The organism is Labrys sp. F242 (assembly GCF_057813875.1).
Genome location: NZ_JBVASG010000001.1, coordinates 2,044,558 through 2,069,484 on the forward strand (window position 1 = coordinate 2,044,558; position 24,927 = coordinate 2,069,484).

At 63.7% G+C, this 24,927-nt stretch carries 22 protein-coding genes; 10 read left to right on the forward strand and 12 right to left on the reverse strand.

Annotated elements, in window-relative coordinates:
* Window positions 1–12 precede the first annotated feature (12 nt).
* Window positions 13–1,725: a phospholipase D-like domain-containing protein gene (locus ACZYTC_RS09535; protein WP_488989413.1), complete on the forward strand. Its 1,713-nt coding sequence runs from the start codon at window positions 13–15 to the stop codon at window positions 1,723–1,725.
* Window positions 1,726–1,740: 15 nt separating this feature from the next.
* Here ACZYTC_RS09535 and ntrC read toward each other — a convergent pair whose 3' ends face one another.
* The 3 genes from ntrC to dusB are packed head-to-tail and all read right to left on the reverse strand — an operon-like array spanning window position 1,741 to window position 5,329.
* A complete protein-coding gene (ntrC, locus tag ACZYTC_RS09540; RefSeq protein WP_441773036.1) occupies window positions 1,741–3,180 on the reverse strand; it encodes a nitrogen regulation protein NR(I) in 1,440 nt (479 codons plus the stop codon).
* An 11-nt stretch (window positions 3,181–3,191) separates the two neighbouring features.
* On the reverse strand, window positions 3,192–4,292 hold the full coding sequence (locus ACZYTC_RS09545; RefSeq protein ID WP_434956308.1) for a two-component system sensor histidine kinase NtrB: 1,101 nt from the start codon (window positions 4,290–4,292) through the stop codon (window positions 3,192–3,194).
* Complete coding sequence (gene dusB, locus ACZYTC_RS09550; protein ID WP_434956307.1) at window positions 4,289–5,329, reverse strand: tRNA dihydrouridine synthase DusB; 1,041 nt, start codon at window positions 5,327–5,329, stop codon at window positions 4,289–4,291. Before dusB ends, ACZYTC_RS09545 begins: the two co-directional genes overlap by 4 nt.
* Before the next feature lie 227 nt (window positions 5,330–5,556).
* On the opposite strand from dusB, the gene ACZYTC_RS09555 reads away from it, so the two are divergent.
* Together ACZYTC_RS09555 and ACZYTC_RS09560 are read left to right on the forward strand one after the other, a co-directional pair.
* Entirely contained in the window at window positions 5,557–5,934 is a 378-nt protein-coding gene (locus tag ACZYTC_RS09555) for a DUF2147 domain-containing protein (protein WP_434956306.1), read from the forward strand.
* Between the two features lie 91 nt (window positions 5,935–6,025).
* Window positions 6,026–7,054, forward strand: coding sequence for a cupin domain-containing protein (locus ACZYTC_RS09560; RefSeq protein WP_488989414.1), 1,029 nt, complete (start codon window positions 6,026–6,028; stop codon window positions 7,052–7,054).
* A 74-nt stretch (window positions 7,055–7,128) separates the two neighbouring features.
* On the opposite strand, the gene gatB is transcribed toward ACZYTC_RS09560, so the two are convergent.
* From gatB to gatC, 4 genes are all read right to left on the reverse strand, one after another.
* On the reverse strand, window positions 7,129–8,595 hold the full coding sequence (gene gatB, locus ACZYTC_RS09565) for an Asp-tRNA(Asn)/Glu-tRNA(Gln) amidotransferase subunit GatB (RefSeq protein ID WP_434956304.1): 1,467 nt from the start codon (window positions 8,593–8,595) through the stop codon (window positions 7,129–7,131).
* 48 nt (window positions 8,596–8,643) lie between these two features.
* Window positions 8,644–8,970 (reverse strand): chorismate mutase, encoded by a 327-nt coding sequence (locus tag ACZYTC_RS09570; RefSeq protein WP_441773038.1) that lies wholly within the window; start codon window positions 8,968–8,970, stop codon window positions 8,644–8,646.
* 2 nt (window positions 8,971–8,972) lie between these two features.
* On the reverse strand, window positions 8,973–10,511 hold the full coding sequence (locus ACZYTC_RS09575) for an amidase (RefSeq protein ID WP_488989415.1): 1,539 nt from the start codon (window positions 10,509–10,511) through the stop codon (window positions 8,973–8,975).
* An 88-nt stretch (window positions 10,512–10,599) separates the two neighbouring features.
* On the reverse strand, window positions 10,600–10,887 hold the full coding sequence (gene gatC, locus ACZYTC_RS09580; RefSeq protein ID WP_149250944.1) for an Asp-tRNA(Asn)/Glu-tRNA(Gln) amidotransferase subunit GatC: 288 nt from the start codon (window positions 10,885–10,887) through the stop codon (window positions 10,600–10,602).
* 194 nt (window positions 10,888–11,081) lie between these two features.
* Between gatC and ACZYTC_RS09585 the strand changes: the two genes are divergently transcribed.
* Both ACZYTC_RS09585 and ACZYTC_RS09590 read left to right on the forward strand, forming a co-directional pair.
* On the forward strand, window positions 11,082–12,794 hold the full coding sequence (locus ACZYTC_RS09585; RefSeq protein ID WP_488989416.1) for a caspase family protein: 1,713 nt from the start codon (window positions 11,082–11,084) through the stop codon (window positions 12,792–12,794).
* Window positions 12,795–12,848: 54 nt separating this feature from the next.
* Entirely contained in the window at window positions 12,849–13,844 is a 996-nt protein-coding gene (locus tag ACZYTC_RS09590) for a tetratricopeptide repeat protein (protein ID WP_488989417.1), read from the forward strand.
* Between the two features lie 76 nt (window positions 13,845–13,920).
* On the opposite strand, the gene ACZYTC_RS09595 is transcribed toward ACZYTC_RS09590, so the two are convergent.
* Complete coding sequence (locus tag ACZYTC_RS09595) at window positions 13,921–14,622, reverse strand: metal-dependent hydrolase (RefSeq protein ID WP_434956299.1); 702 nt, start codon at window positions 14,620–14,622, stop codon at window positions 13,921–13,923.
* Between the two features lie 190 nt (window positions 14,623–14,812).
* Between ACZYTC_RS09595 and ruvX the strand changes: the two genes are divergently transcribed.
* Window positions 14,813–15,232 (forward strand): Holliday junction resolvase RuvX, encoded by a 420-nt coding sequence (gene ruvX / locus ACZYTC_RS09600; RefSeq protein WP_441773169.1) that lies wholly within the window; start codon window positions 14,813–14,815, stop codon window positions 15,230–15,232.
* A gap of 113 nt (window positions 15,233–15,345) precedes the next feature.
* Here ruvX and ACZYTC_RS09605 read toward each other — a convergent pair whose 3' ends face one another.
* From ACZYTC_RS09605 to ACZYTC_RS09615, 3 genes are all read right to left on the reverse strand, one after another.
* Window positions 15,346–16,323, reverse strand: a complete 978-nt coding sequence (locus tag ACZYTC_RS09605) for an Ldh family oxidoreductase (RefSeq protein WP_441773042.1) — start codon at window positions 16,321–16,323, stop codon at window positions 15,346–15,348.
* A 118-nt stretch (window positions 16,324–16,441) separates the two neighbouring features.
* Window positions 16,442–17,737, reverse strand: coding sequence for an MFS transporter (locus tag ACZYTC_RS09610; protein WP_441773043.1), 1,296 nt, complete (start codon window positions 17,735–17,737; stop codon window positions 16,442–16,444).
* Window positions 17,738–17,895: 158 nt separating this feature from the next.
* Window positions 17,896–19,425: an ABC-F family ATP-binding cassette domain-containing protein gene (locus ACZYTC_RS09615; RefSeq protein ID WP_488989418.1), complete on the reverse strand. Its 1,530-nt coding sequence runs from the start codon at window positions 19,423–19,425 to the stop codon at window positions 17,896–17,898.
* A 414-nt stretch (window positions 19,426–19,839) separates the two neighbouring features.
* Between ACZYTC_RS09615 and ACZYTC_RS09620 the strand changes: the two genes are divergently transcribed.
* Both ACZYTC_RS09620 and ACZYTC_RS09625 read left to right on the forward strand, forming a co-directional pair.
* Complete coding sequence (locus tag ACZYTC_RS09620) at window positions 19,840–20,787, forward strand: aspartate carbamoyltransferase catalytic subunit (RefSeq protein ID WP_434956295.1); 948 nt, start codon at window positions 19,840–19,842, stop codon at window positions 20,785–20,787.
* 13 nt (window positions 20,788–20,800) lie between these two features.
* Window positions 20,801–22,114 (forward strand): dihydroorotase, encoded by a 1,314-nt coding sequence (locus ACZYTC_RS09625; protein ID WP_488989419.1) that lies wholly within the window; start codon window positions 20,801–20,803, stop codon window positions 22,112–22,114.
* A 122-nt stretch (window positions 22,115–22,236) separates the two neighbouring features.
* Here ACZYTC_RS09625 and ACZYTC_RS09630 read toward each other — a convergent pair whose 3' ends face one another.
* Window positions 22,237–22,674 (reverse strand): hypothetical protein, encoded by a 438-nt coding sequence (locus ACZYTC_RS09630; protein WP_488989420.1) that lies wholly within the window; start codon window positions 22,672–22,674, stop codon window positions 22,237–22,239.
* A 253-nt stretch (window positions 22,675–22,927) separates the two neighbouring features.
* On the opposite strand from ACZYTC_RS09630, the gene plsY reads away from it, so the two are divergent.
* Complete coding sequence (gene plsY, locus ACZYTC_RS09635; RefSeq protein WP_488989421.1) at window positions 22,928–23,533, forward strand: glycerol-3-phosphate 1-O-acyltransferase PlsY; 606 nt, start codon at window positions 22,928–22,930, stop codon at window positions 23,531–23,533.
* The gene (gene dprA, locus ACZYTC_RS09640; protein ID WP_488989422.1) at window positions 23,530–24,687 is read left to right on the forward strand and encodes a DNA-processing protein DprA; all 1,158 of its coding nucleotides are present in this window, start codon (window positions 23,530–23,532) and stop codon (window positions 24,685–24,687) included. The genes plsY and dprA overlap by 4 nt, the downstream gene beginning before the upstream one ends.
* Window positions 24,688–24,927 lie beyond the last annotated feature (240 nt).

Consider the following 24,927-nt stretch of genomic DNA (forward strand, 5'->3'; position numbering starts at 1 on the left):
GGGGAACCGGGCATGCGGGCGGAAGCAACGAACGGTGATTTTGCGCTTCGCGCCATCGCCGGCAGCAATGTGGTGCTCCTGGCGATCGATGCCACCGCCGAGGCCCGCCGGGGCTTGCTCGGCTTTGCCATCAAACGCAGTGACGTCACCGAGGACCAGTCCTATTGGCTGAGCGGCACCAAGCTCTTTCGCGACGTGGTTCCCGAGCCGCGTCCGGGGCAGAAATACTCCACGCTCGAACAGCCGATTCAGAGCTTCTTGTGGAGCGACTACACCGCCAAGCCCGGCCGTCCCTATGGCTTCCTGATCCGTCCCGTTTACGGTACGCCGAAGAACCTGCGCTATGGCAAGGATCTTGAAATCGAGGTCACGACCGAGAGTGAGGATGGCGGCAAGCACGCCGTCTATTTCAATCGCGGCGCCATAGCGAGCCAGGCCTTCGCCGAGAAATTCGGCAATCGGGGACCGACCGATCCCAATGACAGCCATGACCGCATCACCCAATGGCTTTCGCGCGGCCTGCTCGAGGCCGCTCTCGGCTTCATTGACGACACTCGCCCGGGGGAAAGCCTGCGTGTCGCCGCCTATGAATTCAGCTATCCGCCAATCCTGAAAGCCCTGGCCGCCGCTCACGAGCGCAAGGTCGATGTCGCCGTCGTCTATGAGGCTGGCCAGGAAACCGTGAAAGGCGAGCGCAAGGATACCGAGGCCACCAAGGCCAATGCCGCAGCCATCAAGGCATCCGGCCTGCCGAAGGCGATCCTGCTGCCGCGCATCCACCGCAACGACATTCCCCACAACAAGTTCATCCTGCGCCTGTCAGACGATCCGGCGCGCGTGGCCGTGTGGACCGGTTCGACCAATTTCACGGCGTCCGGCTTTCTCGGGCAGAGCAATGTCGGCCATCTCGTGCGGGATCCAGCGCTCGCCGCCCACTATCTCGCTTACTGGGAAAAGCTTGCGGCGGACACCGAATGGAAGCCCCTGCGTCAATGGGTGGGAAGCGAGAATGCCGCGCCCCGAAACGAGGTTGCGCCAGGCACGATCACCCCGCTGTTCAGTCCACGCCCCGATGACAGCCTGCTCGCCTGGTATGCCGATCGCATCCGTACGGCCCGGCAAACCGTGATGTTCACGGCGGCCTTCGGCGTGAACGCCACCCTGGCCAAGGTCTTTGCCGAGGACGTCGATTTCCTGCGCTACATCCTGCTCGAAAAGCCGCTCGACACCAAGGCGGAGAAGGCGCTGGCCGGCGATCCCGACCTGCAGATCGCCAATGGCGCCGCTCTCGGCAAGATGACGCTGCGGACCAAGGTTCCCGGCTGGAAGCTCGACAGATGGTTCCTGGAGGAAGGCCATTACCGCTATGAAGGGAATGTCTTCTACATTCACACCAAGATCCTTTTGATCGATCCGCTGTCGGACGATCCTCTGGTCATCAGCGGCTCGGCGAATTTTTCAAAGAACTCCCTCGTCAACAATGACGAGAACATGCTCCTCATCCGCGGCGATACGCGCGTCGCCGACATCTACATGACGGAGTTCGACCGCATCTTCCGCCATTTCTATTTCCGCAATGTCGCCAACCAGCTCGCGCTCAAAGGAAGCGAGGGAACGCAGGCGATCTTCCTCGACCCGACCGACGCATGGGTTGCCGAGAACTTCGATCCCGACCGGATGAAATCAAAACGGCGCAAGCTCTTCTTCCCGCAATCGCCGAATTGAATCCTGCTCCGCGCCTCACCGGATGGCGCGGATGACCTGGATATCGAGATCGCGGATCTTCTTGCGCAGCGTGTTGCGGTTGACGCCGAGGAGCTCGGCCGCCTTGATCTGGTTTCCGCGTGTCGCTGCTAGCGCCGCGCCGATCAACGGCTCCTCGATATCGCGCAGCACCCGGTGATAGAGGCCGGGCGGCGGCAGATCGTCGCCGAACTTGCTGAAATAGCGCGTCATGTGGCGTTCGACCGAGGCCGACAGGGTTTCATCGGCCGAGCTCTCCGCCTCCAGCGGCATGGTTTCGGAGGTCGCCAGTTCCTGCTCGATGATCGCAGCCGTCAACGTTTCCTGCGGATAGAGCGCGCTGAGCCGGCGCACCAAATTTTCGAGTTCGCGCACATTGCCGGGCCAGCGATGGCGCTTGAGACGCTCGACGGCCGAAACGTCCAGGTGCTTGGGCGGCAGGCCCTCGCGCTCCACCAGCTTGAAGAAATGGCGGGCAAGGTCCGGCACGTCCTCAGCCCGCTCGCGCAGGGGCGGCAGGCGCAGCGGCACGACATTGAGGCGGAAGAACAGATCCTCGCGGAACAGGCCCTGCTGGATCAGGATGCGAAGATCCTTGTTGGTGGCGGCGACGATGCGCACATCGGTCTTGATCGGGGTCCGCCCGCCCACGGTGGTATATTCGCCCTGCTGCAGGACGCGCAGCAGGCGCGTTTGTGCCTCCATCGGCATGTCGCCGATTTCATCGAGGAACAGCGTGCCTCCCTCGGCCTGCTCGAACCGCCCCACGGAACGGGCATTGGCGCCGGTGAAGGCTCCCTTCTCATGGCCGAACAGCTCGGATTCGATCAGATCGCGCGGGATCGCCGCCATGTTGATGGCAACGAAGGCGCCGCTGCGCCGCTTGCCGTAATCGTGCAAAGCGCGGGCCACCAACTCCTTGCCGGTGCCTGATTCACCCGAGATCATCACGGTCAGGTCGGTCTGCATCAGGCGGGCAAGGACGCGATAGATCTCCTGCATTGCCGCCGAACGGCCGACCAGCGGCATGCTCTCGGCTTCCTCGCCCGAGCGCGGCGCCGGCTTGCCGCGAGGCTCGCTCAGGGCGCGGCCGACGATGGCGATCAGCTCCTTCAGGTCGAAGGGCTTGGGCAGATAATCATAGGCACCCTTCTCGGAGGCTCGGATCGCCGTCATCAGGGTGTTCTGGGCTGACATCACCACGACGGGCAGTTCCGGCCGCACCTTCTTGATGCGCGGCAGCATGTCGAAGGCATTCTCGTCCGGCATCACCACATCGGTGATGACCAGATCCCCCTCGCCCTGGCTGACCCAGCGCCACAGTGTGGTGGCGTTCCCGGTCGAGCGTACCTCATAACCGGCGCGCGAAAGGGCCTGGTTGAGCACGGTCCGGATGGCGGCGTCGTCATCGGCGACGAGAATACTGCCTGCCTGCATACTCGGTTTTCCTATGCGCTACGGTCGGAACGATACATGGGGAGAAGGATGCGAAAGACCGTACGCTTGTTCTGGCTCTCGCATTCGACGATGCCGCCGTGATCACCGACGATCTTGGCGACCAGGGCCAGCCCCAGCCCGGTGCCACTGGTCTTGGTGGTGACGAAGGGATCGAACAGGTAGGGCAGAAGATCAGGCGCCACCCCCGGGCCGCTATCCTTGATGCAGACCTCGATGGGCAGACTGACCCGTGAGGACGATCCCGGCACCGACAGGCGCACGCCTGGCTTGAAGCCGGTGGTCATGGTGATCTCGCCATCCGTGTCGCCGTCGATCGCCTCGGCGGCATTCTTGACCAGGTTGAGGACGACCTGAACGAGCTGGTCCTTGTTGGCATGCACCGGCGGCAGCGAGGGATCATAATCCTCGATGAACTTGATCTTGCGGGCAAAGCCGGACTGGGCCAGCTTCTTCACATGCTCCAGCACGACGTGGATGTTGACCGGGCTGCGCGCCACCGGGCGCTCGTCCGAAAACACCTCCATGCGGTCGACCAGCTTGACGATACGGTCGGCCTCCTCGCAGATCAGCTGCGTCAACTCGCGGTCGGCATCCTCGACCGACTGCTCCAGGAGCTGGGCGGCGCCACGGATGCCGGAAAGCGGATTCTTGATCTCGTGGGCCAGCATGGCCGCCAGTGCCGTCACCGAACGGGCTGCACCGCGGTGGGTGAGCTGGCGATCCATCTTGTCGGCGATGGTGCGTTCCTGCAGCATGATCACCACGCCGCCGGACTGGTCCTGCATCGGCGCGACCTGGATGTCGACATGCCGCTCTACCCCGATCCGCGGCGAGCCGAGATCGACGCGATATTCGTTCACGGGCGCATTGCGCTCGCGGACCTGGTCGATCAGGGCCAGCAGGGGCGAGCCGAAAGGCAGCAGATCCTTGATCAGGTTGCGCCGCATCATCGGCGCACTGACGTCGAAGAAAGCCTCGGCGGCCATATTGGCATCGAGCACCCTGCCCTGCCCATCCACCGAGAGAATGGCGTGAGGCAAGGCATTCAGGACGGCCTCGTGATTGGGCATGTGGCGTGGCAGTGCTGTCATGCCGCCACCCGATCGAGACTGGCAAAAAAGGCGTTGAAGGCGGCCGCCACATCACTCGGTTTGTCACCCGTCAGCACCGACTGGCGAAGTTCGGCATTGCCGCCGCCGAAATAGCCCTGGGCAGCCTCCATCGCCGAGGCCAGATGCTTGCGGGCGTGGCGGATGCCGTGCGCAGGTCCGTAAAGATCCAGCAGGCCGTGATAATGCTCGAGGGTGAGATCACGCTGCACCGCCGCATCGGGCACCGGCAGCACCTCGCCGGCTGCGAGCTCGCGGGCTATGTGTCCAGGCAGCCAGGCCCGTCCCTGGGCGGCCCGGCCGACCATGACGGCATCGCAACCCGATTGCTGCAGCATGGCCAGCGCATCACTGAGGCTGCGACAATCACCATTGGCGACCACGGGGATGCCGACCGCCTGCTTGACGGCCCGAATGGCCTGCCAATCGGCGGTGCCCTTGTAGAACTGCATGCGCGTACGCCCATGCACGGTGATCATGGCGGCGCCTGCCCGCTCGGCGCGGCGGGCAAGCTCCGGGGCGTTGAGGCTGGCATGGTCCCAGCCCAGGCGCATCTTCACCGTCACCGGAACCTTCACGGCCGATACCGTCGCCTCGATCAGGGTAAGCGCGTGATCGAGGTCGCGCATCAAGGCCGAGCCGGACCAGCCGCCAGTAACGCGCTTGGCCGGGCAGCCCATATTGATGTCAATGACATCCGCACCAGCGTCGACGGCCACCCGGGCCGCCTCGCCCATCCAGCGCGCTTCGCAACCGGCGAGTTGCACGACGTGCGGCCCGCCGCCGGGGGCTTCGGCCCGCAAGCGCGCCTCTTCGTCGCCCGTGGCGAGACGATCGCTCGCTACCATCTCGGAAATCACCAGACCTGCGCCCTGGCGCTGCGCAATGCCACGCAGAACGGCATCGGTCACGCCGGACATCGGCGCCAGGACTACCGGGTTTGCCAACTCGACTGCCCCGATCCGCAGCCGCTCCGGCGGCGCGGACTGGACCTCAGTCGCGATTTCCTTGCCTACCATGAATGCAGGGCTCCTTTATGCTCACAATCTAGCCAGTCACAGGGATGGCAGCAAGCGGAATTCGCCTCCTAAACAAGCATGCCTGCAAAACGGGCAGCGCAGGGCAGATTCATCTCGCCCACAACCTCCATCGCTGCGATTTGCACATTGCCTGAGTTTGGCAAATGATGCGGTCGCGCAGGGGCACCTCATGCTGCCTCTTACAGCCACGCCCTGGAGTGAAATCGATGAAGATCAAGCTATCACAAGTTGTTATAGCCGCTGTCTCAAGTACTTTGTTGGCAGGCGCCGCCCACGCCGGCGATGCCTCCGGGACCTGGCTGAGGGAGAACGGCGAATCGAAGGTGAAGATCGCTCCCTGCGGCGAAGCTCTGTGCGGCTCCGTCACCTGGGTCAAGGATCCCAAGCATCAAGACAATGTCGGCAAGCGCGTTTTCTACGACATGGCGCCGTCGGGCGACGATAAATGGAAAGGCAAGGCCTTCAATCCTGAGGACGGCAAAACCTATACCGGCACCATGACCCTTTCGGGCAACCGCCTCACCACCGCCGGCTGCGTGCTCGGCGGACTGATTTGTCGGTCCGTCACCTGGAACCGCCAATAAAGATGGCAGGCGCGCCGTCCCCGATGCCGGCGCGCCTTTTCACCTCGCCGGGAAGTCTTGCTCGGCCGGAAGCACGAAAGGGTGTCGAGCGATGACGGCAGACAACGAGCCTGCGGTGCGCCCGATTTCGTCGCATGACGTGGCTTGGACGGAATGGTCCGACGTGCCTCGTTTCGGCGTACGCTATCGTCATCTCACCTTGGCTGCCATGGGTGAGTCCTATCATGTCGGCGTCGCCATCGAGGAGCTCGAGCCCGGCAGGCAGAGTTCGCCCGCGCATTTTCATATTTTCGAGGAAGAGCACGTCTTCGTCCTCGACGGAGAACTCACCGCGCGGGTCGGCGTCGAGACGCATGTGATGAAGGCGGGCGACTATATCTGCTTTCCCGCCGGACAAAGGGCCGGGCATTGCCTCCTTAACACCGGCACCGCAACGGCCCGCTACGTGATCATCGGCGAGCGCAACCCCAATGAGGTCGTCGTCTACACCGACTCGAACAAGGTGCTGGTGCGAGCCCTAGGACGGGATGCCATCTTCGACCTCGCGGCGGCCCGCAGCTACTGGGATGGAGAAGTGACCGGCCTCGACAATCCTGCTTTTCCCAGGCCCGACGTCATCGCCACGCTGTCTCAGCCGACCAAGCCTCTCCTCCCCATCTCGGCGGACGACATCCCCTGGAACGGCGATGGCGCCGGCCCGCAATTTGGCGGTTCTTCCAAGCATTTGACCCACGCGGTGGCCGGCAGGGCCTATCGCGTCGGCGTGCTGATCGAGTCCCCGGCTCCGGGCATGCGGCTCTGCCCGACCCATTACCACATGCTGGAAGAAGAGCATGCACTGGTCCTCGAAGGAGAGCTGACGCTCATCCTCGGCGAGGAGCGCCTCCCCATGAAACCCGGCGACTATGTCTGTTTTCCCGCCGGGCGGAAGATCGGCCATTCCTTCGTCAATAGCGGCACGGGTCCCTGTCGGTATCTGATGATCGGCGAGCGCAATCCGAACGAGGTCTGCGTCTATCCCGACTCGAACAAGATGGCCGTCGACGCCCTCCGCGTGGAGCCAGGGGTTTTCGACATGTCGGCGACCAGGAATTATTGGGATGGCGAGAAGACCGCCTGAGCAGGTTCAGCCACGATGTGCCTATCGCGCTCCATCGTTCGACGGAGCGCGATCGGCACATCGCTACCTCGCCCTCACAGGCCGAGCTTGGCCTTCAGGATATCGTTCACGGCCTGCGGATTGGCCTTGCCGCCGCTCTGCTTCATCACCTGGCCGACGAACCAGCCCAGCATGGTCGGCTTGGCCTTGACCTGCTCGACCTTGTCGGGATTGGCTGCGATCACCGCATCGATGGCGGCCTCGATGGCCCCGGTATCGGTAACCTGCTTCATGCCGCGAGCCTCGACGACGGCGCGCGGGTCGCCGCCCTCGGTCCAGACGATCTCGAACAGATCCTTGGCGATTTTGCCCGAAATGACGTTCTCGCCGATGAGATCGACGATGCTGCCGAGCTGCTGGGCCGAGACGGGCGAAGAGGTGATGTCGAGCCCTTCCTTGTTGAGGCGCCCGAACAATTCGTTGATCACCCAGTTTGCCGCGATCTTGCCGTCGCGCCCCGTGGCAACTGCCTCGAAGAAGTCCGCGGATTCGCGCTCGGCCGTCAGCACGCCGGCATCATAAGCCGACAGGCCGTACTGGCTGATGAAGCGCGCCTTCTTGGGATCGGGCAGTTCCGGCAGATGGCCGGCGAGATCGTCGACATAGGCCTGATCGAATTCGAGCGGCAGCAGGTCCGGGTCGGGGAAGTAGCGATAATCGTGTGCTTCTTCCTTCGAACGCATGGACCGCGTCTCGCCCTTGTTCGGATCATAGAGACGCGTCTCCTGGTCGATGGAGCCACCATCCTCCAGGATGCCGATCTGGCGACGGGCTTCGATCTCGACGGCCTGGCCGATGAAGCGGATCGAGTTGACGTTCTTGATCTCGCAGCGCGTGCCAAGGGGATCGCCGGGCTTGCGCACGGAGACGTTGACGTCGGCACGCAGATTGCCCTTGTCCATGTCGCCGTCGCAGGTGCCGAGATAACGCAGGATCGTACGCAGCTTGGTGACATAGGCGCGCGCCTCGTCGGCCGACCGCAGATCCGGCCTGGAGACGATCTCCATCAAGGCCACACCCGACCGGTTGAGATCGACCAGCGAGACATCGCCCACATGCATGGACTTGCCGGCATCCTGCTCCAGATGCAGGCGCTCAATGCCCACGCTCAGCGTCTCGCCGGTCTCCGGTACCTCGACGATGACGGTGCCCTCGCCGATGATCGGCTGCTTGTACTGCGAGATCTGGTAGCCCTGCGGCAGGTCGGGATAGAAATAATTCTTGCGGTCGAACACCGACTTCAGGTTGACCTGCGCCTTGAGGCCGAGCCCCGTGCGGATGGCCTGGCGCACGCATTCCTCGTTGATCACGGGCAGCATGCCGGGCATGGCGGCGTCAACGAGCGAGACGTGGCTGTTGGGCTCGCCGCCAAACTTGGTGGAAGCACCCGAAAAGAGCTTGGCCTCGGAAGTGACCTGGGCATGGATTTCCATGCCGACAACCACTTCCCAGTCGCCCGTGGCGCCCTTGATCAGCTTCTTGGGGTCAACCGTGGCGTTCATGTCTAGGCTCCGGTTCAAAGAACGGTTCGATAGTGTTGCAGGCTGGATTCAGCCTGGTTTGTCGGCGGCGAGGTGGCGGTTCTCGTAATCGATGATCCAGGCCACCATGTCGCGCCAGATGAGTTCGGCAAGCTCGGGCGGCAATCCTTCGGCTTGCGCCCGCTTGCAGGCCGATGCCACCACTTCCTCGACGCGTTCGGGGATGTTGGCGGGCAGGCCGTCGCGGTTCTTCACCTTGACCACCCGCTGCACGACCTTGAGGCGGTTGGCCAGGAGATGCACCAGCTTTTCATCGATGGCATCGATCTCCCGGCGCAGGTCCGCCAATGTCTCGGTCGTGCCCAATGTTTCGCGGGTGTCCTCGGCGCCGCTCATGCTCAGGCCCACCAGCGCTCGGGGCGGCCGAGCGAGCCGGCCGCCTGTTCGACGGCATGGCCCAGGGTGAACAGCGTCTCCTCGTCGAAGGGGCGCCCGATGAGCTGCAGGCCGAGTGGCAGGCCGCCCGAGGACAGCCCAGCCGGAACGGACAGGCCCGGCAGGCCGGCCAGGTTCACCGTGACCGTGAAGACGTCGTAGAGATACATCTCCACCGGATCGGTACCGCCCTTTTCACCGATGCCGAAGGCGGGCGACGGGGTGGCCGGGGTGAGGATGGCATCGACGCCGCTGGCATAGGCCTGTTCGAAATCGCGCTTGATCAGCGTGCGGATCTTTTGGGCCCGGACGTAATAGGCGTCGTAATAGCCGGCTGAGAGCACGTAGGTGCCGATCAGGATACGACGCTTTACCTCGGCGCCGAAACCGGCGGCGCGGCTATTCTCGTAGAGCTCGGTGATCTCGCGGCCGGCAACCCGCTCGCCATAGCGCACGCCGTCATAGCGGGCGAGATTGGAAGAGCACTCGGCCGGGGCCACGATATAATAGGCCGGCAGCGCATATTTGGTGTGCGGCAGGCTGATCTCGCGAATCTCGGCGCCGGCATCGCGCAGCCAGTCAATGCCCTTCTGCCAGAGCGCATCGATCTCCGCCGACAGACCCTCGACCCGATATTCCTTGGGAATGCCGATGACCTTGCCCTTAACGCTGCCGCCGATCGCCGCCTCGTAATCGGGCACGGCGATATCCATGGAAGTGGTGTCCTTGGGATCGTGGCCGGCCATCGAGTTGAGCATGATGGCACAATCGCGAACGGTATGGCCGAAGGCACCAGCCTGATCGAGCGAGGAGGCGTAGGCAATGATCCCCCAGCGCGAGCAACGGCCATAGGTCGGCTTGATGCCGGTGATGCCGGTGATGGCAGCAGGCTGGCGGATGGACCCGCCGGTGTCGGTACCGGCCGCACCGGGGCACAGACGCGCGGCCACGGCGGCGGCGGAGCCGCCGGAGGAGCCGCCGGGAACCAGGAAGCCGTTCGGCGTCTTGCCGGCAGCGCGGGCTTCTTCGAGCTTGCGCTTGCCTTCCTCGGCGCTCCAGGTCGGCGGCAGCCAGGGCGAGACAGCCGCCCCGAAGGCTGAGGTCTCGTTCGACGAACCCATGGCGAATTCATCATTATTGGTCTTGCCGAGCATCACGGCGCCGTCGCGCCAGAGCTGGCTCGTCACCGTCGACTCATAGGGCGGCACGAAATTGTCGAGGATGCGCGAGCAGGCGGTGGTGCGCACGCCCTCGGTGGCGAACAGATCCTTGACGCCGAGCGGCACGCCCTCAAGCGCGCCGCCTTCGCCCCGGGCGAGCTTGTCGTCGGCTTGGGCAGCCATCACGAGGGCCTGCTCCGGTGTTTCCAGCACATAGGCATTGAGGCCACGTGCCTTCTCCATCGCGTCGAGATAGGCCTTGGCCGCCTCGGTCGCGGTGAAGGCCTTGGCCTTCAGGCCATCGCGGATTTCGGCAAGGGTGAGATCGGTGATATGGCTCACGGAAAGATGTCCTGAACGGATATGGCCAGGGCTCGAAGCGGCGGGGAATGCAGCGGCTCGGGCACGCCTGGCCTGGAAACGGCGTAACTCAGTCGACGACCTTGGGAACGAGGAAGTAGTTGTCCTCGGAGGCCGGCGCATTGGCGACGATCTTTTCGGCGATATTGCCGTCCGTCACCACGTCCTGGCGCTTCTTCATCACCATCGGTGTCACAGACGTCATCGGCTCGACACCGTCGACATCGACTTCATCGAGTTGGGCCACGAAATCGAGGATGGCATTCAGCTCGCCCTGCAAATGCGGAACGTCTTCTTCGGTGACGGCAATGCGCGCAAGACGCGCGATACGCTTCACCGTGGCGGCATCGACAGACATGAAACCCTCGATTGTGCGCAAAATCACGGAACGGCGCGGTCTATCACGCGTAGCTTTGCAGGCGCAACCGATCTTGTCCTCCATGATGCCGCAAGTCAGGGGAACGAGTCACGCTTGTTCGACGCCGCCTGCGCGATGGCTCTCGTAAGAGGTCGTTGCGTAAGCTATCCTGCCTATGCGATTGGGGAATCTCCATGAGAGCGCGCTTCGTCCTGCTCCTACTCGCCCTCCTGGCCTTCGGGAACGGCGTGGCGCCGGCCTCCGCCAAGCTGCTTGCCCTCATCGTCGGCAACAATACCTATCAGGAAGTGCCGCCACTGCAGACGGCCGTGAACGACGCCCAGGCGATGCGTGAGGCGTTGCAGCGGGCGGGCTTCACGGTCACGCTGGTCGAGAACGGCACCAAGCGCCAGATCAGCCGGGCCATGGCGACGGTGGAGAGCGCGATCAGTCCTGGCGACACTGTGCTGTTCCATTACTCCGGCCATGGCGTCGAGATCGACGGGCAGAACTGGCTGCTTCCGGTCGACATTCCCGCCGCGACCGAGGGAGAAGCCGGCCTCATCAAGGACGAATCCTTCAACGCCGCCGACATCATCGAGCGCTTCCGCTCCAAGGGCGCCCGGCAGGTGGTGGCAATTCTCGATGCCTGTCGCAACAATCCCTTCGCGCAGAGCGGCACGCGTGCCCTGCCCGCGACCCGGGGCCTTGCCCGCATGGAGGCGGATGGCGGCGTCTTCATCATGTTTTCGGCCGGCAGCAAGCAGGAGGCGCTGGACCGCCTTTCGTCGGGCGACCCCGAAAAAACTTCCGTCTTCGTGCGCTCCTTCCTGCCGTTGCTGGGGCGCCAGGACTTGACGCTGATCGACATGGCCAAGGAAACGCAGGAGAAGGTGCGCGCCCTTGCCCGCAGCGCCGGCCGTGAACAGGTGCCGGCTTATTATGACGGTATCGTAGGCCGGGTGACGCTGACGGGTGACCTGCCTGCGGCTCGCCCCGCGGTCCAGGCGTTGCCCGCCGCACCGACAGCCTCCCTATCCGGCGACAGCCAGTCTGAAAATCTGTTCTGGCAGTCGATCCAGGCCAGTTCCGATCCCGCCATGTTCCAGGCCTATCTCGAACAAGTCCAGAGCGGGACTTTCACGGGTACCTACAGGGCACTGGCACAGATCAAGCTTGCCGCTCTGCAGCCCAAATCCGAGCCGCAAACCGCGCCCAAGCCCGCCTCCCCGCCGCCATCCAGCCAGCAGGCCGCCCTGCCGGCTCCAGCCGCTCCAAAAACCGAAGCGCGGAACGACGACGTCAAGGCCTGCGATCAGGCCGCCGCCGATCCGCGCGACCCCGACAGGCCGAAGGACGTAGGGGGCGTGAATGTGACCCTTGCGGGGGCGGACGCTGCCGTCGCGGCCTGCAGCAAGGCCATTGCTTCGCCGGGCGCGCCGCGCCGCCTCTATTACCAGCTCGCCCGCGCCTATGGTCAGAGCAGCCAGGATGCCCTGGCTTTGGTGCAGTTGCAGAAAGCCGCGGCTCTCGGCCACGGCATCGCACTGTATGAGCTGGCCGGGCGCCATCTGGCCGGGCGGGGTGTTCCAAAGGATGCCGTCAAGGCCCTCAGCCTCTACTACAAGGCCACCGATGGCAATTACGCGCCGGCCATCAGCCGCATCGCATGGATGTATGCCAATGGCCTCGGTGCCAGCCGCGACTATCGCAAGGCCGCAGCGATCTATGAACTCGGGGTCCAGGCCAAGGAGCCGACGGCCTTTTCCGGCCTTGGCCTGCTCTACCTCAAAGGCCAGGGCGTGACCAAGGATGCCGGCAAGGCCTGCGACCTCTTCAGGCAGGGCGCGGCCGCGGGGGACGCCGACGCAGCGGGCAATCTCAATGCCAAATGCCCGCCGGGCTGAGCGATAGGCGCAGGCAGGTTCAGTCAGACGGTTGGAAATGAGCGGAGAGTATAGATGTCGATGAAATTGCTGGCAGGGTCGCTGATCGCCACGGCGCTGGCGCTGTCGTTGAGCGCACCGGGACTGGCTGATCCGGCCCGTCCCCTGCTGCTCGCCCAGGCGAGCCAGTCGGCCGAGGACATCTTCTGGCAATCGGTGCAAAACAGCACCGATCCTGCCATGTTCCAGGCCTATCTCGACCAGGTTGCCAGTGGCACCTTCAAGGGTGTCTACAAGCCCCTGGCCGAGATCAAGTTGCGAGCACTGGGCAAGGCTGCCGCACCGGCCACGCCACCCCCGGAGGCGACCACCCAGGACCGGGGCACACCAGCGCCGGCGGCGGAACCGGCACCTTCATCTCCACCCGCCCAGACCGCGCAGGATGCCGCATCATCGCCTGATATCGAGGCCTGCGATCGTGCGGCCGCCCACGCAATGGACGAACAGAAGCCCGCAAATCTGCCCGGCGTCACCTTCGACAAGCTCGACACCTCGGCAGCAATCACCGCCTGTCTGAAGGCGACGAAGATCGCCGATGCGCCATCGCGGGAGTTCTTCCAGCTTGGCCGCAGCTATGACAAGGCAGAGAATTTCAAAGAAGCCATGGTGGCCTACAAGGCGGCAATGGAAAAGGGGCACAAACGGGCGATCTACAACGTGGCAACCGGCCTGATGAAGACCCGGCGCGGCGTCAAGAAGGACCCCGCCGCGGCATTGGCGCTGATGGAGAGGGCGGTGGATGAGAAAGTGATGTTCGCCCTCTCCGGGCTAGGCGACTATTACCGCCTGGGCGTCGGTGGTCGCCGTAATTACCCGAAAGCGATTGACTACTACAACCAGGCCATCGCAGCCGGTGATTCACAAGGCTATGTCGGCCTCGCCATCATGACCTATGACGGCACTGGCGTGCCGAGAAACCGCAACAAGGCCTGCGATCTCTGGCAGAAGAGCTCCAGCCTCGGGGATATCAACGCCGCCGACTACAGCAAACGGTACTGCCGGTATCGCTGAGGCGGCGACGCAAATACCTGCCACGTCAGGCGGGAGGTCGCAGGCAAGTTGCCTGTGACCTTTCGTATATGCGTCCCTATCCCAGCTCCACGCTTTCGCCGGGTTTGGGGGCAAGCACCCTGGTCTTGCTGCCGGCGATGCCCGCGGTGAAGGCGTCGGCATTGCTCACCAGGCCTGGGAAGGTCGCGTAATGGCAGGGAATCGCGACCTCCAGATTGAGATAGCGCTTCACGGCGAGCGCCGCAGTCTGCGGGCCCATGGTGTAGCGGTCCCCGATCGGCACCAGGCCGATCTTGGGCTGATGCAGTTCGGCGATCAGCGCCATGTCGGAGAAGATGTCGGTATCGCCCAGGTGATAGAGCGTCGGCTGTCCCGGCGCCTTGAGGATGAGGCCGTTCGAATTGCCCACAGCGACGCTGACGCCATTGTCGATCAGACTGGCCGAATGATCCGCCCTCACCATCGTCGCGGTGAAACCGCCAAGGTCGACGGTGCCGCCCGTGTTCATCGGCTCGACCTTCTCTACGCCCTTGCCCGCCAGAAAGGTCACCAGATCAGCATTGGAGACCACCGTCGCTCCGGTTTCCCGCGCCAGTTCGATGGTATCGCCGACATGATCGGCATGGCCATGGGTGAGCAAGATGTGGCTGATGCCGGCGCTGACGGCCGCGCGGTCCCCCTTGAAGGAGGGGTTCCCGCTCAAAAAGGGGTCGAACAGCACGGCCTTGCCGTCGAATTCGACACGAAAGGCGGCATGGCCGAGCCAGGTAATACGCATTTGGATAATCCCTTGAACAATGAGGTTTGGTGTTAGCGACAGAAAACCATAACGCCCCACCCCCGTGAAATGCTATCGGCTTTCCAACCAGACGCCAATCCTGGGACCGCGGACGTCTCAGCGACATGCTCCCAGGGATATTTCCTTGATCGTTGATCTTTTCGACCTCGCCGAAAACCTGCCTGCCGAAATGCGCCTGTTTGGCCTTGATCTCGGCACCAAGACGATCGGGCTGGCGCTTTCCGACGTGATGCTGACCATCGCCTCGCCGCTGGAGACGATCCGGCGCACCAAGTTCACCGCCGATGCCGAACAATTGCTCGCCCTCGCCGCCCGGCACGATGTCGGCGGCCTGGTACTTGGATACCCCCTCAACATGGATGGCAGCAAGGGCCCGCGCGCTCAGGCCTCCGAAAGCTTTGCCCGCAATCTGGAACGCCTGAGTGACTTGCCGGTTGCTCTTTGGGACGAGCGCCTGTCCACGGTCGCGGTGACGAGAACCTTGCTCGAAGCCGATGCCTCGCGGCGCAGGCGCGCGGAGGTCGTCGACAAAATGGCCGCATCCTTCATCCTGCAAGGCGCACTGGATCGCCTGGGCTACGGGCGATAACCGCATCGAAGCCTTATTGGACTGCAAAGTAGCTAAGCTGCTGACGCTCGCCGCCATGCGCAATTTGACGTGCTGTGCGTCGTTGTTGGACAGAACCGGGACGACGAAATGCGTCAGCGCCCGTCCCGTTCCAACGCCTCTATCACCGCCTTGGGAACCTCGATGGTTTCGCCGGCGCGCTTGCGGCCGGGAATATGCACTCCCTTGCCGGACAGCCTGTTCAACTGCTCCTTCAGGCGATCGGCAAAGCCCGGTTCCAGGAGATCGGGCTTCAGGGCGAGCACGAACAGGCCCGCTCCCGGGCTTTTCTCACCAGTCATGAAACGCGGGGCATCAAGCGACCAGTTCGCTCCGCTGATGCCGGCGGCCAGCACCTCCACCATCAGGGCGATATTGCCGCCGCGGGCGCCACCGAAGGCCAGGAGCGCTCCCTTGACTGCCTCGCGCGCGTCGGTCGTCGGGCGTCCCTGCGCATCGATCGCCCAGCCTTCTGGAATGGTCTCGCCCTTCTCGGCGGCCCGCCGGACATTCACGAAGGCGGTGGCGCTGGAAGCCTGGTCGATCAACAACGGCAGTTCACCGGCGACGGGAGCCGCGAATGCCAGAGGATTGGTGCAATAGACTGCCTCGCTGCCCAATGCGGCCGCCATCAGGGCCGGCCCGTTGGAAGCGGCAATGGCGACCAGTCCGTTTTCGGCCAGGCGGCGCACATAGTAACCCAGCTCGCCGGTGGTATAGCTGTTGTGCTGGACGAAGACCGCCAGCCCGTAGAGACCGGCCCTGCTACACAACGCGTCGAACGCCCTGTCGAAACCGAGCTGGGCGATACCGCCCTTCGCATCGGAGCGGATAATAGCCAAGGCCGGATCGTCGAGTTCCGGCTCTACCCCTGTGGCGATCCGCCCCGAGGTAAAACCGACCAGATAATCACGCAGATGGGCAAGCCCCACCGAGGAGCGCCCAACCCATTCGGCGGAAACGATGGCATCGGCAAGCGACCGCGCAATCGCCTCATCGGCGCCCGCCCCCCGGCAAGCACCATAGGCGAGAGTCCAGGTCGCCTCCCGCCCCAATCTTACGACATCCGACATCTGCGACAACCAACTCCCAAAGTGCCTTGCGGTCTGCCGAAATCGACAGGAATCGCGACGACGTATCCAAACAAGGACCAAGCACGAACGAGCGCTCGGCCAGGAGCGTTCGTTTGTCCTAGAATGCCGATGCCGGATCCGGTCGGCTGCTCGCCAGTTTCGTGCGGTAGATGAGCAGGGCTGCGATCAATCCGCAAGCCGCCGCCGCCGACAGCCACAGCCCCGGTGCCGCCTTGTTCTGCAACAGGGAAATCAGCCAGGTGGAGACCGCCAGTGAAAAGCCACCGAGCGCGGTGGCGAGGCTATAGGCCAGGGAGAATCCAGTGGTACGGACGTGGGCCGGCACGATCTCGGTCAGGGCCACCACCATGGCACCGTTATAGCTGCCATAGAGGAAGGAAAACCACAGCTCGACCTCCAGCATGTGTGCAAAGCTGGGGGCGCTGACCAACCAGGACAGGGCGGGATAGGCGGTCACCAGCATCAGGAAGGAGAAGATCGCAAGGATGGGGAAGCGTCCGATGCGGTCCGACAACGCCCCCATCACCGGCAGCCAGATGAAATTGGAAATGCCGACGCACAAAGTGACCACCAGGGCATCGGACTCCGACAATTTGAGTACGCTCTTGCCGAAGGTCGGCGTGTAGACGGTGATCAGATAGAAGGAGACGGTGGTCATCAACACCAGCATCACGCCGAGCAACACGACCTGCCAGTTTTGCAACAGCGAAGACACCGCCTGCTGCAGGGTCGGTCGGACATGACGCGCTTCGAATTCGGCCGTCTCCTCCAGGCTCCGGCGCAGGAAGAACAGCAGCGGCACGATCATGCAGCCGATGAAGAAAGGAATGCGCCAGGCCCAATCGGTGATGGTCTCAGGCATCAGGAGGTGATTGAGCGCGTAGCCGATCAAGGCCGATACCACGATGGCGACCTGCTGGCTGGCCGACTGCCAGGAGACATAAAAGCCCTTGTTGCCCGGGGTCGCCATCTCGGCGAGATAGACGGAGACGCCGCCCAGTTCCACGCCGGCCGAAAAGCCCTGCAGCAAGCGCCCGATCAGTACCAGGATCGGCGCCAGCAAGCCTATGGTGGCATAGCCCGGCACGAAAGCGATCAGCACGGTGCCCATCGCCATGATGCCGAGCGTAACGATCAGTCCCCGCCGGCGGCCGATACGATCGATGTAGGAGCCAAGAAACAAGGCACCGAGCGGCCGCATCAGGAAGCCGGCCCCGAAAGTCATGAAGGCCTGCAGAAGAGACGTCGTTTCATTCTGTGAAGGAAAGAAGGCCTGGGATATCTGGGTGGCATAGAACCCGAACAAAAAGAAATCGAACATTTCGAGGAAATTGCCGCTGGTGACCCTGAGTACGGTCCCCGCTTTCGACTGACCTGTCGCCGCGCCTGCCATGAGCGTTCTTCCTGTCTGTTCTTGTTTGTTCGTTCGCCCCCCGGCACGAGCATTAAGAGCCAGCCCACGCGCCCCGACAAGGGAAATATTCGGCCAGCCAACGGAGGGCTCGGTCCTTCCGAAACCATCCGGAAGGGCCGCGGCCGGGAGAGGAACAATCAGTTCTCCGTCCCGCTTACGGCGGCGAAGAACGCCTCTGGTCCGTCCGCCTCGATCAGCTTCCTGCCTTCGATCAACCAGAAGCGATTGCCAACTGCACGTACGAAGCTCCTGTCATGCGAGACCAGCAGGCAGCTGACATTGGGGCGCAGCAACTCCGTCTCCAAGGCTTCCTGCCCGTCGATGTCGAGATGGTTGGTCGGCTCATCGAGGAGATAGAAGTTCGGTTCGGCCAGCCTCAGCATCAGCAGACCCAGACGTGCCTTCTGGCCCCCGGAGAGCTGGCCGATCGGACGGGTCTGCTTCTCGATCGCCACACCGACCCCGGCCAGTAACGAGCGCGCCCGCTGGTCGCCGACTTCGAAGCGGTGGATCAGGGCATGGTGCGGCGTCTCGGCGTCGTCGAGGTCAGCCAGAGCCTGGTCGCTATAGCCGAGGACCAGCGCGGGGGTGGCCTTAACGCCTTCCGCATCGGTCTGCGGCTGCTCGATCGCACGGCGCAGCAAGCTGACGAGCCGCGTCTTGCCCGCGCCATTGGCGCCGAGCAGAACGATGCGGTCGCCCTGGCAGATGAAGCGCTTGCCAGTCCGAAACAGCAGCGTGCCGTTGGGGGTGGTCACAGCCGCGTCATCGAAGCTGACCAGTACCTTTGCATGCGTGCCCTGGCTGGCAAGCCGGACGGCGCCGGCGGAACGCTCTTGATGGGCGGGCTTTGCCGCGCCCTCCAGGCGTCCGGCGCGCTCCTTCAATTGCTTGGTCTTGACGACCAGGAGATCGCTGCCGGAATTGATGCCGATATTGTTCAGCTTCGCCGCCTGCTTGCGCAGTTGCTGGGCTGTCTTGATATCTCGCTGATAGCGCCGTTCGTCCGCGGCGTCGGCCTCATCGAGTGCGATCCGGGCCCGCGAATAGGCCAAGGGGAACAGTTGCGAATGCTCCGGCCGCAGGAACAGGGTGCGATTGGTGGTGGCGTCGAGGAAGGCCCGGTCATGGCTTGCCACCACCACGGGCACGTCGCGCGGCAAAGCGTTGAGCCAATCTTCCAGCAGGGCAATCTTGGCGAGGTCGAGGTGATTGGTCGGCTCGTCGAGTAGCAGGAGATCGGGCTCCCTGACCCAGACCCGCGCAAGCATGGCCAGCCTGAGCCAACCGCCGCTCAACTGCCCGAGTGACCTCTGCCGCAAGATTTCGGGTACCTGCAGCGAATCGAGGGTGACGTCTACGCGCCAGCCCTCGCTTACCTGCGCCTCCGCCGACAGGGCCGAGAGGACAGCCTCGTAAAAGGGCATGTCGAGCAAGACTGTGGGCACATGCTGCTCGACGTGGCCGATCGTCAGCCCGCGTGACTTGACGATATCCCCCTCACCCGGATCCATCGTGCCGGCGATGCAGCGCAGGAGGGTGGATTTGCCACGGCCATTGGCCGCCACCAGACCGATACGATCGCCGGCATTGATGGTGAGGTTGAGTTGCGAGAAAAGCGGTGTGCTCAGCGTCACGCCGAGGTTGCGCAGGGTAATCAGGCTCATGGGAATTCTCTGGTCCGGACCGGCGATCGCGGCATCCCGGGCACGCAGCCATCAAGGAATGCAGGCGAAGGAACGGCGTTTGACGATGCGCAATCACGAGCATGTTCTCGTTCTGCGCGGGCCACGAAGGGCAGACCAGCAAGGGGGAGATACGACCTCTGGTCAGCCCTGCAAACGCATCTGCAGGGCCTGAACTGGGCCACGCTGGCGATGATGATCGCAACGAATAATCACGCGCAGCCCTCCTTTCCCGGTTCGAGTATCACCTCGCCGATAGCATTGGTCCGAGGGATAGGCAAGTCATGTCCGCACTCTCCCTGGAAGCCCTCACCCAAAAGTCTCAGGTGGAAAAACACGCAAGGCCTATCTCCGGCCTTGCTGCCGTCACTAGTGCGGCCTATGAAGTCGGCTTTGATGACAAAGCCAGCTCAAGCGACTTATCCGCACCGCCACCTCCTCGGCATAGAAGGCCTGACGGAGAGCGATATCCTCAGCCTACTCGACGAAGCCGACGAGCACATCGCCTTCAACAGGCAGGTCGAGAAGAAATCGTCCGCCCTGCGCGGGCGCACCCAGATCAATCTGTTCTTCGAGCCCTCGACTCGCACCCAGTCCTCCTTCGAGTTGGCGGGCAAGCGGCTCGGCGCCGATGTGATGAACATGTCGGTCGGCTCGTCCTCGGTGAAGAAGGGCGAGACGCTGATCGATACCGCCATCACCCTCAACGCCATGCGGCCAGACGTGATCGTGGTCAGGCACAACCAGGCCGGCGCCGTGCATCTCCTGGCCCGCAAGGTCGATTGCGCCGTGGTAAACGCCGGCGACGGCGCCCACGAGCACCCGACCCAGGCTTTGCTGGATGCCCTCACCATCCGCCGCAACAAGGGGCGCATCGCCGGGCTGACGGTGGCCATCTGCGGCGACATCCTGCATTCACGCGTTGCCCGCTCCAATATCCTGCTGCTCGGCACGCTGGGGGCCCGCGTCCGCCTGATCGCACCCACCACCTTGCTCCCCGCCGGCATCGATCGCTTCGGTGTCGAGATCTTCAAGGACATTCGGGAAGGTCTCCGCGACGCCGACATCGTGATGATGCTGCGCCTCCAGCGCGAGCGCATGGCAGGCGCTTTCATCCCCTCGACCAAGGAATATTTTCGCTATTTCGGCCTGGACGAGGAAAAGCTCGGCTTTGCCAAGCCGGATGCCCTGGTGATGCATCCCGGCCCGATGAATCGCGGGGTGGAGATCGATACCGCCGTCGCCGACGGCGCCCAGTCGCTCATCCGCGAGCAAGTCGAGGCGGGCGTCGCCGTCCGCATGGCCGTGCTCGAGGCTCTTGCCCGCAACCTGCCGAATGTCTGAGGGGAACTGGAAGTTGGATAACGCTCGCCCTCTGGCCCCGGCCAATGCCCTTCTGGTCAATGCACTGCTGACCGATCCCGCCGCCGGATCGCAGCAGCGTGGCGGCCTACTGATTCGCGACGGCGTCATCGCCGATATCGGGAGCCATCTCAACTCCGGCGCCGTGGGCTCGGACACCGCCATTATCGATTGCGATGGCCAGGTCGTCGCTCCCGGCCTGGTCGACATGCGGGCCGTGACGGGCGAGCCGGGCGCCGAGCACCGCGAGACCCTCGCCACCGCCTCTCAGGCGGCGGCTGCCGGTGGCGTCACCACCATCGTCTGCACGCCGGAAACCCATCCGCCGATCGACGATCCCGCCGTGGTCGATTTCGTACTGCGCCGCGCCCGCGATACCGCCATCGTGCATGTCCATGCCATGGCGGCGCTGACCAAGGGGCTTGCCGGCCAGGAGATGACCGAGATCGGCCTGCTCGGCGAAGCGGGTGCCGTCGCCTTCACCGATGGCGCCCACAGCGTGATGAATGCCCGGGTGATGCGTCGGACGCTGACCTATGCGCGCGATTTCGACGCTCTCATTATCCATCATACCCAGGATAGCGATCTGGCCGGTGACGGCGTGATGAACGAGGGCGAATTTGCCAGCCGGCTCGGCCTGCCAGGCATTCCCGCCGAAGCGGAAGCCATCCTGCTGGAACGGGACATGCGCCTGGTCGCCCTGACCGGTGGGCGTTATCACGCCGCAACCGTCACCTGCCGCGCCTCGATCGAGGTGCTGCGCCGGGCCAGGCAGGACGGGCTCGACGTCACCGCCTCCACCTCGATCAACCACGTCACCCTCAACGAGAACGACATCGACGGTTTCCGTACCTTCTGCAAGGTATCGCCGCCGCTGCGCCATGAGGACGACCGCATGGCCCTGGTGCAGGCGGTCAAGGATGGGCTGGTCGATGCGATCGTCTCCGATCACAATCCCCAGGACGTCGAGACCAAGCGCCAGCCTTTCGCCGAGGCCGCCGACGGCGCCATCGGCCTGGAAACCATGCTCTCGGCCGGCCTGCGACTGGTGCATGACGGCTCGCTGGACCTGATCGGCCTCTTGCGGGCTCTTTCGACGCGACCGGCGCAGATTCTGCGCCTGCCTGGCGGCACGCTGGCCAAGGGTGCAAGCGCGGACGTCATCGTCTTCGATCCTGACGTGCCCTTTGTGCTCGACGCCGCCAAGCTACGGTCTCGCTGCAAGAACTCGCCCTTTGACGGCGCGCGCCTCAGCGGCCTGGTTTCCCGCACCTTCGTTGCCGGCCGCCAGGTGTTCGAGCGGGGCTGAAGGCCTGCCTCAAGAAAGCGGGGCTGAAGGCCTGCCTCAAGAATATGGAGTCCTGGGAGCGCGGACGTCCCCGTCCGCTCTCTCCCATCGTCAAAGCATTCCATTTCCAGGAACGGATCGTTCTATTCGTCGAATGCCTTATCCAGGGCCTGTTTCTGTCCCGCGCTGGGGCCACCCAGATAGACCGGCTTGTCGCCGTCGCGGATCTCGGCCCAGACCTGACGGCCATCGGCCGTGAACAGGAAGACGCTGCCATATTCGGCACAGGTCACGTTGGTCGGACAGACCATGGCGACGCGGTAGGGCGAACCGTCGATGCTCACCTGCTTGGAGCCGAAAGTCATATAGTCACCCTTGCGCCTGAGCACGTCGGACAAATAGTCGGGAACGGGCGACAATTCCTTCAACAGGGCACCGTAGGCTCCCTTGTAGGGCTGCGCCTTCACCAGCCGGTCCAGGGCAGGAAACTCCTTTTCGACCTGTTCGTTGTAGGTCGGCTGCTGCGCGAGGGCCGCGCCGGCCAGACCAAGAAACAAAGCCGAAGCCACGATGACACGCATCCAAATCTCCTTCAGTCGGCCGGCTCCCACAAATGCGGTGCGCCCATGCGTCCTACAGCATTGAACCAGCTCAGCACATCGGGAAAGCCTTAGCGCGCTCCCGGGTCATCGCAACCGGTCGACCCAACAAAGGCTGAGGAAAACTCCTTCGTCGATACCCCGCTCCGTCTCAAGGCAAAGATTTTCGTGGCCGGCCCTCGGCGAGTGACGATAGTGTGCGGCACGGACTTTTTCTTCCTAAAGCGAGCTGCCGATGTTTGCCGACCTGACCCTGACGACGACGCTGGCGGCGCTGCTGCTCGGCTACCTGCTCGGGTCGATTCCTTTCGGCCTGGTTCTCACTCGCCTGGCCGGACTGGGGGATATCCGCGCCATCGGCTCTGGCAATATCGGCACCACGAATGTCCTGCGCACCGGCCGCAAGGATCTGGCGGCTGCCACCCTGATCTTCGACGCCCTCAAGGGCACGGCCGCCGTGCTGCTCGCGCGCCACTTCTGGGGAGATGGGGCCGCAGTCTTCGCCGGACTCGCCGCTTTTGTCGGTCACCTCTTCCCGATCTGGCTGAAATTCAAGGGCGGCAAGGGCGTCGCCACCTATCTCGGCCTGCTGGCCGCCTTCGCCTGGCCTATCGCCATCTTTTTCGCGTTGGTCTGGGTCTCGGTTGCCTTCATTACCCGCTATTCGTCGGCCTCGGCCCTGACGGCCAGCCTGCTGAGCCCGATCGCGCTCCTGCTCATGGGCTATCAGCGTGAAGCCCTGCTCTTTGCCATCCTCACCGTGGTCCTGTGGGTGATGCATCGCACCAATATCGGCCGTCTCCTCAATGGTACGGAGAGCCGCATTGGAAAGAAGGCGTGACGTCGCCAGGTTCTGCCCTCTCGGATGAAGAAAAGCTGGATTGGCTGCGCCTGATCCGCTGCGACGGCATTGGCCCCATCAGCTTCAAGGGCTTGCTGGAAAGCCACGGTTCCGCCAGAGCCGTGATCGAGGCCCTGCCCGAGATCGCCAGGCGCAGCGGCCGTGCCCTCAAGCTGCCCTCCGAGGCTGGCCTTCGGCGAGAATTGCAGGCCATGGCCGCTCTTAGTGCCCGCTTCGTGGCCGTGGGCGAAGCCGACTACCCCCTCTCTCTGGCCGCCATCGAATCGGCCCCGCCTCTCCTCGCCGTTTGGGGATCGCTCGCTCCCTTGTCCCGGCCGACGGTCGCCATCGTGGGTGCCCGCAATGCCTCTGCGCTTGGGCGCCGATTCGCGGCTGTCATGGCGAGCGAACTCGCCAATGCCGGTTTCACCGTGGTCTCCGGCTTGGCGCGGGGTATCGATGAAGCCGCGCATAGCGCCACCGTGAGCAACGGCACCGTCGCCGTGGTCGGGGGTGGTCTCGGCCATATCTACCCGTCACAGCACGAACAACTCGCAAAGGATATCACTGCCACAGGCTGCGTCATTTCCGAGATGCCGTTCGAGTGGGTGGCAACGGCACGCGATTTCCCCAAACGCAACCGCATCGTGTCGGGCCTCTCGCTCGGTGTGGTCATCATCGAAGCCGCTGCACGCTCCGGCTCCCTCATCACGGCCCGGCTTGCTTTGGAGCAAGGCCGCGAACTGATGGCCGCACCCGGGTCGCCGCTCGATCCGCGCAATGACGGCAGCAACAAATTGCTGCGCGAGGGAGCTATCCTGGTCCGGCATGCCGGCGACGTGCTGGAAGCTCTGACGCCATTGGTCGAGCGCCCCGCACCGCCGCCGCGGCCCATTCAGCCCCGCTTCGAATTCGAGACCAGGGAGCCGGAAACCACTCCTGCCCCTCCTTCCGCGTCGACGGGTGATCCCGACCAGGACCGCCTGATCGCCGTGCTCGGGCCTTCGCCCGTGGCGATGGACGAATTGGTGCGCGCCTCCGGCCTCGATGCCCGGCGCGTACAGCTCGCCTTGCTCGAACTCGATCTCTCCGGGCGAATCGAGCGGCATGGCAACGGCATGGTCTCGCTGTTGTACGCCGGTCGGCCGAATTGACTTAAGGCTACCTTTTGCCCATCTTGCCGCCGCATTCGGCCCTATCGTAGGACCCGATTGCAACTCATGTCCTACGATAGGGCCTGGGGTCACGACATCGCCCGATCCGACAAATGCGCCAGTTTGCAATTTTCGGATTTGCCCTTATTTGGCAGCTAGTCGACTGCTCCGAGGCACAGGTTTGCGAGATGCAGGCCTGGGCTCGGGAAGCAGGTGGCAAGCTTGTTTTCATGCCCTACC

What these genes read in the sequence shown, in the direction of transcription:
- ACZYTC_RS09535 (WP_488989413.1), top strand. Translation starts at nt 13, where the DNA reads ATGCGGGCGGAAGCAACGAACGGTGATTTTGCGCTTCGCGCCATCGCC.
- ntrC (WP_441773036.1), bottom strand. Translation starts at nt 3,180, where the DNA reads ATGCAGGCAGGCAGTATTCTCGTCGCCGATGACGACGCCGCCATCCGG.
- ACZYTC_RS09545 (WP_434956308.1), bottom strand. Translation starts at nt 4,292, where the DNA reads ATGACAGCACTGCCACGCCACATGCCCAATCACGAGGCCGTCCTGAAT.
- dusB (WP_434956307.1), bottom strand. Translation starts at nt 5,329, where the DNA reads ATGGTAGGCAAGGAAATCGCGACTGAGGTCCAGTCCGCGCCGCCGGAG.
- ACZYTC_RS09555 (WP_434956306.1), top strand. Translation starts at nt 5,557, where the DNA reads ATGAAGATCAAGCTATCACAAGTTGTTATAGCCGCTGTCTCAAGTACT.
- ACZYTC_RS09560 (WP_488989414.1), top strand. Translation starts at nt 6,026, where the DNA reads ATGACGGCAGACAACGAGCCTGCGGTGCGCCCGATTTCGTCGCATGAC.
- gatB (WP_434956304.1), bottom strand. Translation starts at nt 8,595, where the DNA reads ATGAACGCCACGGTTGACCCCAAGAAGCTGATCAAGGGCGCCACGGGC.
- ACZYTC_RS09570 (WP_441773038.1), bottom strand. Translation starts at nt 8,970, where the DNA reads ATGAGCGGCGCCGAGGACACCCGCGAAACATTGGGCACGACCGAGACA.
- gatC (WP_149250944.1), bottom strand. Translation starts at nt 10,887, where the DNA reads ATGTCTGTCGATGCCGCCACGGTGAAGCGTATCGCGCGTCTTGCGCGC.
- ACZYTC_RS09585 (WP_488989416.1), top strand. Translation starts at nt 11,082, where the DNA reads ATGAGAGCGCGCTTCGTCCTGCTCCTACTCGCCCTCCTGGCCTTCGGG.
- ACZYTC_RS09590 (WP_488989417.1), top strand. Translation starts at nt 12,849, where the DNA reads ATGTCGATGAAATTGCTGGCAGGGTCGCTGATCGCCACGGCGCTGGCG.
- ACZYTC_RS09595 (WP_434956299.1), bottom strand. Translation starts at nt 14,622, where the DNA reads ATGCGTATTACCTGGCTCGGCCATGCCGCCTTTCGTGTCGAATTCGAC.
- ruvX (WP_441773169.1), top strand. Translation starts at nt 14,813, where the DNA reads ATGCGCCTGTTTGGCCTTGATCTCGGCACCAAGACGATCGGGCTGGCG.
- ACZYTC_RS09605 (WP_441773042.1), bottom strand. Translation starts at nt 16,323, where the DNA reads ATGTCGGATGTCGTAAGATTGGGGCGGGAGGCGACCTGGACTCTCGCC.
- ACZYTC_RS09610 (WP_441773043.1), bottom strand. Translation starts at nt 17,737, where the DNA reads ATGGCAGGCGCGGCGACAGGTCAGTCGAAAGCGGGGACCGTACTCAGG.
- ACZYTC_RS09615 (WP_488989418.1), bottom strand. Translation starts at nt 19,425, where the DNA reads ATGAGCCTGATTACCCTGCGCAACCTCGGCGTGACGCTGAGCACACCG.
- ACZYTC_RS09620 (WP_434956295.1), top strand. Translation starts at nt 19,840, where the DNA reads ATGACAAAGCCAGCTCAAGCGACTTATCCGCACCGCCACCTCCTCGGC.
- ACZYTC_RS09630 (WP_488989420.1), bottom strand. Translation starts at nt 22,674, where the DNA reads ATGCGTGTCATCGTGGCTTCGGCTTTGTTTCTTGGTCTGGCCGGCGCG.
- plsY (WP_488989421.1), top strand. Translation starts at nt 22,928, where the DNA reads ATGTTTGCCGACCTGACCCTGACGACGACGCTGGCGGCGCTGCTGCTC.